Genomic DNA, 11653 nt, shown 5'->3' on the forward strand with positions numbered 1-11653 from the left:
TTACACATCTACTTCATCATACAGCGTTTATTGAGCTTTTTCCAATAATTTCGGTTTGGCAAAAATCATACGGCCCGCAGAGGTCTGAAGTACACTCGTAACCAGCACCTCCATCAGAGAACCGATGTAGTCACGACCGCCTTCCACAACGATCATTGTACCATCGTCCAGATAAGCCACACCTTGCCCATGCTCCTTGCCGTCTTTGATAATCTGCACCATAATTTCCTCACCGGGCAGCACTACAGGCTTCACTGCATTTGCCAAGTCATTAATATTCAGCACCGATACACCTTGAAGCTCGCATACCTTATTCAGGTTAAAATCGTTCGTTACCACCTTACCTTGTAGCACCTTTGCCAGTTTGACCAATTTGCTGTCAACCTCTGAAATCTCCTCAAAATCGCCTTCGTAAATCAATACATTTACATCCAGCTCTTTTTGAATCTTGTTCAAAATATCCAGACCACGCCGCCCACGGTTACGCTTGAGCAAATCCGACGAATCTGCAATATGCTGAAGCTCCTCCAGCACAAATTCGGGAATAACAATCGTTCCTTCAATAAAACCCGTCTTGCAAATATCTGCAATACGTCCGTCTATAATCACGCTGGTGTCCAAAATTTTATGTTCCTCCAGCTTGCGTTCTTCCACACCCGTACCTCGACCAAAAAATCCCGAACTCCAAAATGAGGACAGCTCGTCCCGCTTTTCCAGTCCGACCATCAAGCCCACATATCCGCATACGATGGTAACAGCCGTTTGAATCAGTTGACCTGGTGCTCCCAGCCATGACAAGAGCGGATAAACTGCTAAGGAAAGGATCAAGCCCACCGCTAGTCCAATCGCACCTGCCATCATCTCGTTCATCGGAATCCGTACCAAACCTTCAATCCCCTGCTGTAACCGATTGGCCACAGCTGTTCCAGCGAGCGAGCATCCAGCCATAAACAACACAGCTCCCACAATCATCCAAACAGCCATTCCCGGCAAAGAACCATCACTTAACCAATGGGGCAACCATGATACGATGCCTCCTACCCGATGGTATAACGTATAGCCGAACCACGCTCCGCACAAACCTGTAAAAGTTAAAATAGCCTTTCTCCACATCGAGTGTCTATACCTCCTTTGTTTTCTTTTCATACACCCTGTAATTATTGGATATACATCACTTCTCTTACCAGTATGATCCAATTTTCACCCAACTAACCCTATGTATTTGATTTTTATGCATAAAAAAAGCACCTATCTCCCTGAAGTGGTCCAAGGAAATAAATGCTTAATTGATTTCTCGCTTAATACTAATGCTGTGAATGACGATATTGATCATCCTGTTCTTCCTGAGTGGAACGTCCCCGACCGCGCCCACGTCTACGTGACAGCTTACGGATATTGAGTTTCATGCCATACAATGCATACAGCACCAACGGTACGAAAATCAGCTTCGATAATTGATCCGGAAATTTAACCGCCAGTACAACGGCAGCAATTACAACCCATGGAGCGATCCAGATCGCTTTCTTCGGAAGGCCCACCTTTTTTAAGTTCGGATATTTCATCGAGCTGACCATCAAATAAGAGACAAGCAGCATCGCAATCGACATGTATAACAGAGAAATATCGTTATGGAATAAGGACAAAGTGGCTAACACACCACCTGCTGCCGGAATCGGCAAGCCTGTAAAATAACCCGGTACACCGGGACGTACATTAAAACGAGCCAAACGTAACGCTCCGCACATCGGAAAAATAGCCGTAACCGTCCAGGCCAAAGCCGAATTAGCATCATGAAAAGCAACCATGTACATAATAACTGCGGGAGCTACACCAAAAGATATCATATCTGATAAGGAGTCCAGTTCTTTACCGAATTCGCTCTGGGCATTTAGCGCCCGGGCCACTCGTCCATCCAGTCCGTCCAACAGCATGGCGACAATAACCATAATAGCGGCAAGACTGTATTTTCCGTCTACGGCCAATAAAATGGCGATCATTCCGAGAAACAAGTTACCCAAGGTAAACATGTTCGGAATTGATTTGGTAATCATCTCTTCACCTCAATGTATGAATTGTTCCATTATAATCCTTTCACTGTATTACATTTACATTTGCCTGTCAATGAAAACTTGTTCCTGCAATCGTTTGAGTCCCTCTTTAATGGTGCGTGCACGGACTTCTCCAATGCCATCCACTTCATCCAGTTCTTCAATCGTCGCTGTCATGACTTGCGGAAAACGTCCAAAACGCTCTACCAGATTATGAATAATCACATTCGGTAGACGCGGTATTTTGTTCAACACCCGATAACCGCGCGCCACGATATATTCCTCTGATGTCGCAGCCGAAGACGGGTAACCCAGCAAACGCACAATATGATTTGCATCCAGCAGCTCATCGTCCGTGGAACGCTTGAGACCCAATATAATGCCACGGATTTTCTCATCGCTATCGTCTTTGGCATAATCCTTATACAGCAGCCAAGCCTCTTCCTCAATATTACTGACAAGCTCATCCATCTGCATGCTAATCAAACGGCCCTCATTCCCCAGCTCGTTGATAAATCGTTTAATTTCCATTTTGATGCGCAGCACCATTTCGATCCGTTGGATAACATTTACAACTTCAGGCATGGTCACCAACTCTTCAAATTCAGATGCAGTTAAATTCGTTGAGGCTTGCCCCAGCACGGATCTATACTTTTCCAGCGTCTGAATGGCCTGATTAGCTTTCGTTAAAATAACCCCGATTTCCTTGAGCGCATATCGCAGCGTTCCCTGGTACAACGTAATAATATTACGCCGCTGAGAAATCGACACGACTAACTTGCCAGTTTGCTTGGCAACCCGCTCCGCTGTCCGGTGACGAATACCCGTTTCAATCGAGGAGATGGAAGAGTCAGGAATCAGTTGCGTATTTGCGTATAAAATCCGTTTCAAATCCTCACTCAGTATGATTGCGCCGTCCATCTTGGCAAGTTCATACAAATAGTTCGGCGAAAAATCACAGTTAATCGAGAAGCCGCCGTCCACGACCTCCATTACCTCCGGGCTATAGCCAACGACCAGAAGAGCGCCCGTTTTGGCGCGCAACACGTTTTCCAGTCCGTCGCGAAAGGGAGTTCCCGGTGCCACAAGCCGCAGCAAATCATTCATTTTATCCAGTTGGCTCGCTTCTTTCATTCTCATTGCCCCCTAATCTAATGCGGCTGCCAATGCATCTGCCACCGTTCCTACTCCTACAATCTGTATCCCTTTCGGATGCGTCCAGCCCTTCAGGCTCTTTTCCGGCATAATCACCCGTTTAAAACCCAGCTTCTCTGCTTCCCGCACACGCTGCTCCGCTCTGGATACAGCACGCACCTCCCCCGTCAGCCCTACCTCGCCAAAAATCACATCATACGGCTTGGTAGGCGCATCTCGAAAACTGGAAGCAATACTCACCGCTATTGCCAGGTCCACCGCTGGTTCATCCAGTTTTACGCCTCCAGCTACATTTAGATACGCATCCTGATTTTGCAAAAACATGCCCATCCGCTTTTCCAACACGGCTATAATCAATCCCATTCGATGATGGTCAACCCCTGTACCCATTCGGCGTGGAGAAGGAAAATGCGTGGTCGCAATCAGCGCTTGCAGCTCAACCAATACAGGTCGGGTTCCTTCCATACTGGCAACGACAGTCGAACCAGCCACCCCCAGCGGTCGTTCGGACAGAAACAGCTCCGAAGGATTCGACACCTCACGCAAGCCGCTTTCAGCCATTTCAAAAATACCAATTTCATTCGTAGAACCAAAGCGGTTCTTAACTGCACGCAATAGCCGATACGTATGATGACGCTCTCCTTCAAAATAAAGCACGCAATCGACCATATGTTCCAACAGACGCGGGCCTGCAATGGCCCCTTCCTTGGTCACATGTCCTACCAGCACCGTTGCAATACCTAGTCCCTTGGCAATCCGCATAAAACGTGAAGTACATTCCCGCACCTGTGCTACACTCCCCGGCGCACTCGTCACCTCAGGCAAATATACGGTCTGGATAGAATCAATCACCAGAAACTCCGGTTTCAGGCTGTCCACCGCTTCTTCAATCGTCTCCAAATTCGTCTCACATAATACGTATAGGTTGGGGGACAAGGCACCAAGGCGGTCTGCACGCAGCTTCGTCTGGCGGACCGATTCCTCACCTGACACATACAGCACCCTCAGACCGGTTAAGGCCAGCTCATTCGATGTCTGTAGCATAAGCGTAGATTTCCCAATCCCTGGATCACCGCCCACCAGAACCAGTGAACCCGGCACCACGCCTCCCCCGAGCACGCGATTCAATTCGCCAATTCCCGTCAAAATTCGTGCTTCTTTGCCACTCTCCACCTCAATAATAGGGAGTGGCTTATCTTTTGTGCTATGAGTAAGAAGGGAAGAACCCATTCCTTGAGTTTTTACAACGCTTTCCGTTTCCTCCACCATGGAATTCCATGCCTGGCATCCGGGACATTTTCCATACCATTTGGGCGATTCATAACCGCACTCTGTACAGGAAAATTTAGTTTTCACTTTAGCCATACTTTGTTCCTTGGCTCCTTATTTGACAACTATCAATGTCGGATTTATCTTCATACAGCCGGAAAGAGCTGTAACAATAAAAGTTTACCATTGAAGCTTGGCGGACGTAAAGCGATATCACAAACTTTTCCAAAGCTCTTATCCGACCGCTCCACAGAGCTTTATACACAAAAAGGGTGCCCTCGCCACAGCTTTTCAGCCTGCGAGACACCCTTTCGTACTTCTTTTATTGTGCTAACCTATCGTACCTCTATCCTTTTGGGCAAAAGCCGATTGATTATCGTTAACTTTTATTGCCTGCTCAGGACTTCGCGGATACGTTATCCTTTTTTGTAACGGTCAACGCACCGTTCTCTTCATCAATAAAGAGAGAATCACCTTTAGTGATATTACCCGACAGCAACTCCTCAGACAGACGGTCCTCGATATGCTTCTGGATTGCACGACGTAGTGGACGCGCACCATACGCCGGATCAAAGCCTTCCTTCGCAAGGAATGCCTTAGCCTTGTCTGTCAACTCAAAGTCCACCTCGTACTCATTCAGACGCTTACGCAGCTCTTCGGACATGAGGGACACGATTTCGGCGATGTGTTTTTCTTCGAGAGAATGGAAAACGATAATTTCATCAATCCGGTTCAAGAACTCGGGACGGAAGCTTTTCTTCAGTTCATCCATCACTTTGCCCTTCATGTTATCATAATCCGCACCAGCGTCCACAACAGCTGTAAAGCCGAGCGTGGAGTTGCGTTTGATCGCCTGTGCACCCACATTGGATGTCAGGATGATGAGTGTGTTGCGGAAATCGACAACACGGCCTTTGGAATCCGTCAGACGTCCATCTTCCAGCACTTGCAGAAGAATGTTGAATACTTCTGGATGTGCTTTTTCAATCTCATCCAGCAGTACGACGGAGTAAGGTTTACGACGTACCTTCTCAGTCAATTGGCCGCCTTCTTCATATCCAACATATCCTGGAGGCGCTCCTACCAGGCGGGACGTGGAATGCTTCTCCATGTATTCGGACATATCGATTCGGATAACCGCATTTTCATCTCCGAACATGGATTCAGCCAACGCGCGTGCCAGCTCAGTTTTACCAACCCCGGTTGGACCGAGGAAAATAAAGGAGCCGATTGGACGTTTCGGATCTTTCAGTCCGGCACGTGCCCGGCGAATAGCCCGACTAACTGCCTTAACTGCTTCATCCTGCCCAATTACCCGCTCATGCAGCAATTCTTCCATGTTCAACAAGCGATGCGTTTCTTCCTCTTTCAGCTTGCTAACTGGAACACCTGTCCAAATCGCAACGACCTGAGCAATATCCTCCGGTGTTACTTCGGAATCTGTACGTCCCTGTTGCTCTTTCCATTGGTTTTTCGTAACATCCAGCTCTTCACGAATTTTCTGCTCTGTATCACGCAATGCAGCCGCCTTTTCGAACTCTTGGCTTTGTACAGCCGAATCCTTTTCCTTACGAATATCTTCCAGACGGTTTTCCAGCTGTTTCAAGTTTGGCGGTACCGTATAGGAATTCAGCCTTACCTTGGAACCTGCTTCATCAATAAGGTCAATTGCTTTATCCGGCAGGAAGCGGTCGGTGATATAACGATCTGACAATTTTACTGCCGCTTCAATGGCTTCATCCGTAATTTTCACACGGTGATGCGCTTCATAACGGTCACGCAGGCCGTACAGAATTTGAATAGCTTCTTCTGGAGAAGGCTGATCTACCGTAATCGGCTGGAAGCGACGTTCCAAAGCAGCATCCTTCTCAATATATTTGCGGTATTCGTCCAGCGTTGTCGCACCGATGCATTGCAGCTCGCCACGTGCCAGAGCAGGCTTTAAAATGTTGGAGGCATCAATGGCACCTTCAGCTCCACCAGCACCAATCAGCGTATGCAGCTCATCAATGAACAATACGATGTTTCCTGCTTGACGAATCTCGTCCATAATCTTTTTCAAACGATCCTCAAATTCACCACGATATTTGGTGCCTGCTACTACAGAGCCCATATCCAGTGTCATTACACGCTTGTCGCGCAATGTTTCGGGAATCTCATTGGCAATAATTTTTTGCGCCAATCCTTCGGCAATTGCTGTTTTACCTACCCCTGGCTCACCGATCAGAACCGGATTGTTCTTTGTACGGCGACTGAGCACCTGAATTACACGTTCAATTTCCTTACTACGCCCAATGACAGGGTCCAGGTTGTTCTCCTTCGCAGATGCCGTCAAATCACGTGCCAAGCTGTCCAGCGTTGGTGTGCTGACATTAGCTGGAGCACCATGATGGCTGGAAACAGCCTCGCTGCTGCCGAGCAATTGAAGCACTTGCTGACGTGCTTTATTCAGGCTGATACCCAAGTTATTCAGTACACGAGCTGCTACACCTTCGCCTTCACGGATAAGACCAAGCAAAATATGCTCCGTACCTACATAAGTATGGCCCAGCTTACGAGCTTCATCCATAGACAGCTCGATGACCTTTTTGGCGCGTGGAGTATAGGCAATGTTCGTCGGTTGTTCTTGACCGCGTCCAATCAGCGTTTCCACTTCATCCTGAATTTTTTCCAGTCCCAGCCCTAAACCAATCAAGGCTTTCGCTGCAATTCCTTCACCTTCACGAATGAGGCCGAGCAAAATGTGCTCCGTGCCAATGTTGTTGTGTCCCAATCGAACAGCTTCTTCCTGAGCCAAGGCAAGCACTTTTTGTGCGCGTTCCGTAAATCTTCCAAACATCATATATCCTGCACCTCCACAGTGTGTATTTCAGATCATTCTCTATATTAAAGGGTTGTGCCTAATTTTTGCCGGATCAGCTTCGCCCGGTACATATCGCGCTCACCGGTATTCATTTTATCACCAAAGCTTTTTTGCAGAAATCCGGGCTGCGTCATCACATTCAGCTCATTCATCGTTGCCGTGGATGGACGCTCCAAAATCCCCAAGTCTACGCCAAGACGTACATCGGACAACCGCTGTGCGGCTTCCTTAGATTCCAGTACCGCTGCATATGACAAAATACCGAATGAACGCATCACCCGATCTGTAATCCGCAGCATGGACTCATTCATCAGCCGTTCCCTGGCGGAACGTTCATGCTCTATAATTTGCAGCACTACGCCATGCAGATTTTCGATAATTTCCGCCTCGGTCTGTCCCAGTGTAATTTGATTGGATACCTGAAACAGATTGCCGACTGCTTCACTGCCTTCACCATAAATACCGCGAACGGTAAGACCTACCTGTGAAACAGCAGACAAAATGCGGTTAATCTGATGAGTCATGACCAATGCGGGCAGATGCATCATCACCGAAGCTCTCATCCCTGTGCCGACATTCGTCGGACAACTGGTCAGAAAGCCTCTACGATCATCAAATGCATAATCGACATGCGCCTCAAATGCATCATCAATAACCATAGCACGTTCCCAAGCTTCTCTAACCTGACATCCCGGATATAAGCACTGGATACGCAGATGATCCTCTTCGTTTATCATAACACTAACCGATTCATCATCGCTAATCAAAACAGCACCGTTACGAGATTCGTTCGCCAAATTAGGGCTAATCAAATGCTTCTCAACCAGCACCTGCTTGTCGATCTCATCCAACTCGGATATTTTCAGGGTATGAAAGGTACCAAAGCGTCCTAAATCATCATACTGAAGGATATCCGTCAAGCGTTGAAGTGCTTCTTCCGACTGCTGGTTGGTAGCAAGCATGGGAAAAGGCAGATGCTGCAAGTTACGCGCAATTCTTACCCGACTGCTAATGACAATCTCCGAATCCGCAGCATCACCACGCATCCAATCACTTAGCGGCTTTTCCGTAAACCGGATATTGGGCATTACGCATCCCCTCCTACTCTTCACAAACTTTACTCTTCAGTCATTTCTTTTTCAAGCTTTCTGATTTGATCCCTAAGCTCAGCGGCTGATTCAAATTCTTCCTGTACAATATGCTGTTGCATCTCTTTTTTCAGATCATCAATTTGCCGTTTAACCTTCAATCGGCCTCCGGTGCGAACCGGAACCTTGCCCACATGGCTCGTGCTGCCATGCACACGCTTGAACAGCGGGTCCAGACGGCTGTCAAAATATTGATAGCACGACGGGCACCCAAAGCGCCCCAGCTTACTGAACTGTGCATAGGTCATGCCGCAATCCTTGCATTGCAGGTTTTGCGAACCACTGTGGCCTGGAGTCTGGCTCTTTGTGCTGGAGTCAAAATCCAGCATCCCCGACAACAAGCTATGAATCGAAAAGCCGTTAGGTGTTCCAGGGATCATCTCCCCTTTTTCCTTCGCACACGTCTCACAAATATGAAACTCTGTCTTTTCGCCATTCACGATTTTGGTGAAATGCAAAGTTGCCGGCCGTTTATTACATTCTTGGCACAGCATAAAAGCACCTCCTTCAGCGTCAAGATTTTTGAAAATCCCTACATCTAAATCTTGAATCACACGCTATCTGGCCACCAGCAACGAAATCAGCATAGCTTTAAGCAGCCTTGCCCGCAACTGGTCACGATAGGGAAGTTTCAGCAATAATGTGTCCCTTGATAAAGCGGCCTTCATTAAACTAGCTTCCCTTTTGCTTAAAAAATGTGCTTCTTCCAGCTGATAAATCAGACCTTCTGCTGCCGATTGGCTAATTTCCTCTCCAATGCTTTGATGGAGATGGGTATGGATCGCATGCTGTGCGGGCAGTTGAATTCGCTGAATGCGAATGTAACCCCCACCACCGCGCTTACTTTCCACCACATAGCCTTTTTCCAGCGTAAAACGGGTACTGATTACATAATTAATTTGCGACGGCACGCAGGAAAAGCGGTCAGCCAAATCATTACGCTGAATTTCCACTAAACCTTTGGGACTCTCCAGCAATATGCTCTTCAAATATTGTTCAATAATATCGGAAACATTGCGCATTTCATCATCCTCCACTAACGGAAACGCAAATATTCAGTACATTTCACGCTCCACAGAGTCCGCCATATATTGAACTTAACCAAACGGTAAAATCACGAATCTAAGCCTGTATGGAGGCTAATCAGCTCTCTTACCTCACTTAAAAACATCCCGTTTAGTTTCTAGTGTGACCTTTAATCCTAATAAATCATACACCTTCCCTCATCCTCATGAGATTACAGTGACGTTTAACTACAGATCAGGTCTGTCTTTGCATGCTGTGTTGGTGTCAATGTATTATATACGGCTAAAAACTCAGCGAATTCACACCATTCTAATGAAGCATTACAGGCTCCATTGACTTTGACTTTCTTTGACTATATTCACATTATAGCACAAAATATATTTTTGCCAAGGGGTCAATATCATTTTTCGCAATCTAATTATGTTTTATACAATATAAGAAAAACTCTTCCCTTTACGGAAAGAGTTCTGAAAAATATCGTTAAAATCATCCACACCTTATAAAAGGTATTTAAGCTATATTCCCTAAAAAGTAAAGACTCAAGAGCATTTAAGAGCGTTACAATTAGAAAAAATCCAGCAAAAATGTTTGTGTTACCGGTATTACTCGTTCTAATGCAGATACAGACTCGCTGCGCCCTGTAATACGACTCCACTTATACAGATCAATAGGCCGCTGAAAGCCAAGCATCAGGGCCGTCAGCGACTGGATTCCCAGACTCAAGTCAGCTTCTATAGCGCCCTCGAAAGAACTGCTTGAATCTACTCTGTCCAAATGTCCCTGCCCTTCCGCGTTGACCGTCAATGTCCATATTCCTTCATTCCATGGAGCATAACGATCTGTCAGATGTAAGGTCAAACGTATTTCCTCTCCAATGGCCTTAAAAGGGTATTTCTCCACAAAAGCATCAGCATCTACAATACGGCCCATAAAATAAGGCACTATTTCCTGCTGAATTCTCGGATCATCCAGTAGATATGGCAGATTATCATCAGCCGGAATGTAAATGAATTTACCCTGGGTTATCATCGAATCATGATTGGCAAAATACGTCCACAACGCCCGCCGTGCCGTCTCATTAATATATACCAGTTCGTCGCAATTCAGCTGCTTATCTTCAATTTTGTAGAGTGCATATCCCTGAGGATCGCCTGCTTCAGAGTAATACACTGCGGTCCGGTAGTTCTTATTTAATGTCCGCTCTTGCCACCATTCCTTATCTCGTACCAGCGTACCATTATAACGCGAAGCATATGCTTGATATACTTGGTTCAGCTCAGAAATATCTTTTACATCCCGTTTGACTGTACCTTCGGTTTTAAGCTTGGCAGGGAATTTATCGATCGGAATAATATACTTTTTGTATTCAATATACGTTTCCCACCCAAATTTACGATAGAAGGCAAAGGAGAAAGGATGTAGAAAAGAAAGGCTCTGTCCCGCGGTCTTCATCTCTGCAAGTGTATGTGTCAAAAGACGTGAAACCAGACCGCCGCGCCGCTTTTCCGGCCAAGTTGCCACACCAGCAATGCCCCCCATGTCAAAAACCCGACCCTGTATGTATACCTGTAACGGTAGCAAAGTCAGCTTCGCATTCAAGTCATTTCCGTCGAATATCCCCCAAGTTTGTTCTGGTTTGAATTTCTTTTTGGATTTCTCCAGATCCTCCGGGGACATTGTAAACTGAAAAGCATATTGAGACAACTCAATAGCAGCTTCAAATTCCTCACGTTGTAATTGCCTGATTTCCATAAGTTCGTCACCTCGCTCGTATACTTGGACTTCCACAAAAAGATCACACCTTTAGAGTGTCGCAAAGCCTTGGTTCTCTGTCAACCTTAGGAACAGATGGTTATAGTAAAAATGTATAAAAAAAGAACCACAATCTCAAGGAGATCATGGTCCTTCTTCCTTTTGCTTGGCGACGTCCTACTCTCCCAGGACCCTGCGGTCCAAGTACCATCGGCGCTGGAGGGCTTAACGGTCGTGTTCGGGATGGGTACGTGTGGAACCCCTCCGCTATCGCCACCAAACATGAATTTACATCGTAAATTCTTCCGTGCAGATTTCTGGTACCACGCTACTGCGTGTATAGAAATCCAACGTATTCGTATGTATCTTCTACATACCTTCAAGGTATTACA

Annotated in this window: 9 protein-coding genes and 1 rRNA gene; all 10 read right to left on the reverse strand. The window is 46.5% G+C overall.

The annotated features are described in order from the left end of the window. Nucleotides 1–27: 27 nt before the first annotated feature. On the reverse strand, nt 28–1113 hold the full coding sequence (locus NST83_RS22225; RefSeq protein WP_342415683.1) for a PIN/TRAM domain-containing protein: 1086 nt from the start codon (nt 1111–1113) through the stop codon (nt 28–30). A 191-nt stretch (nt 1114–1304) separates the two neighbouring features. Beyond that, complete coding sequence (pssA, locus tag NST83_RS22230; protein ID WP_137060435.1) at nt 1305–2051, reverse strand: CDP-diacylglycerol--serine O-phosphatidyltransferase; 747 nt, start codon at nt 2049–2051, stop codon at nt 1305–1307. A 54-nt stretch (nt 2052–2105) separates the two neighbouring features. Further along, on the reverse strand, nt 2106–3182 hold the full coding sequence (disA, locus tag NST83_RS22235; RefSeq protein WP_137060436.1) for a DNA integrity scanning diadenylate cyclase DisA: 1077 nt from the start codon (nt 3180–3182) through the stop codon (nt 2106–2108). A 12-nt stretch (nt 3183–3194) separates the two neighbouring features. Next, nucleotides 3195–4568, reverse strand: coding sequence for a DNA repair protein RadA (gene radA, locus NST83_RS22240; protein ID WP_137060437.1), 1374 nt, complete (start codon nt 4566–4568; stop codon nt 3195–3197). A 301-nt stretch (nt 4569–4869) separates the two neighbouring features. Next, the gene (gene clpC / locus NST83_RS22245; protein WP_137060438.1) at nt 4870–7314 is read right to left on the reverse strand and encodes an ATP-dependent protease ATP-binding subunit ClpC; all 2445 of its coding nucleotides are present in this window, start codon (nt 7312–7314) and stop codon (nt 4870–4872) included. 44 nt (nt 7315–7358) lie between these two features. Further along, nucleotides 7359–8423 carry a protein arginine kinase gene (locus NST83_RS22250; RefSeq protein ID WP_137060439.1) on the reverse strand — a complete coding sequence of 355 codons (1065 nt, stop codon included), beginning with the start codon at nt 8421–8423 and terminating at the stop codon, nt 7359–7361. A 29-nt stretch (nt 8424–8452) separates the two neighbouring features. Next, a complete protein-coding gene (locus NST83_RS22255) occupies nt 8453–8977 on the reverse strand; it encodes a UvrB/UvrC motif-containing protein (RefSeq protein WP_342415684.1) in 525 nt (174 codons plus the stop codon). Nucleotides 8978–9040: 63 nt separating this feature from the next. Beyond that, nucleotides 9041–9505, reverse strand: a complete 465-nt coding sequence (locus NST83_RS22260) for a CtsR family transcriptional regulator (protein WP_137060441.1) — start codon at nt 9503–9505, stop codon at nt 9041–9043. Nucleotides 9506–10073: 568 nt separating this feature from the next. Continuing rightward, the gene (locus tag NST83_RS22265; protein WP_342415685.1) at nt 10074–11261 is read right to left on the reverse strand and encodes a GNAT family N-acetyltransferase; all 1188 of its coding nucleotides are present in this window, start codon (nt 11259–11261) and stop codon (nt 10074–10076) included. Between the two features lie 164 nt (nt 11262–11425). Continuing rightward, a 5S ribosomal RNA gene (gene rrf, locus NST83_RS22270) occupies nt 11426–11542 on the reverse strand. Nucleotides 11543–11653 lie beyond the last annotated feature (111 nt).

This window comes from Paenibacillus sp. FSL R10-2782 (genome assembly GCF_038592985.1).
Lineage (GTDB): Bacteria > Bacillota > Bacilli > Paenibacillales > Paenibacillaceae > Paenibacillus > Paenibacillus terrae_C.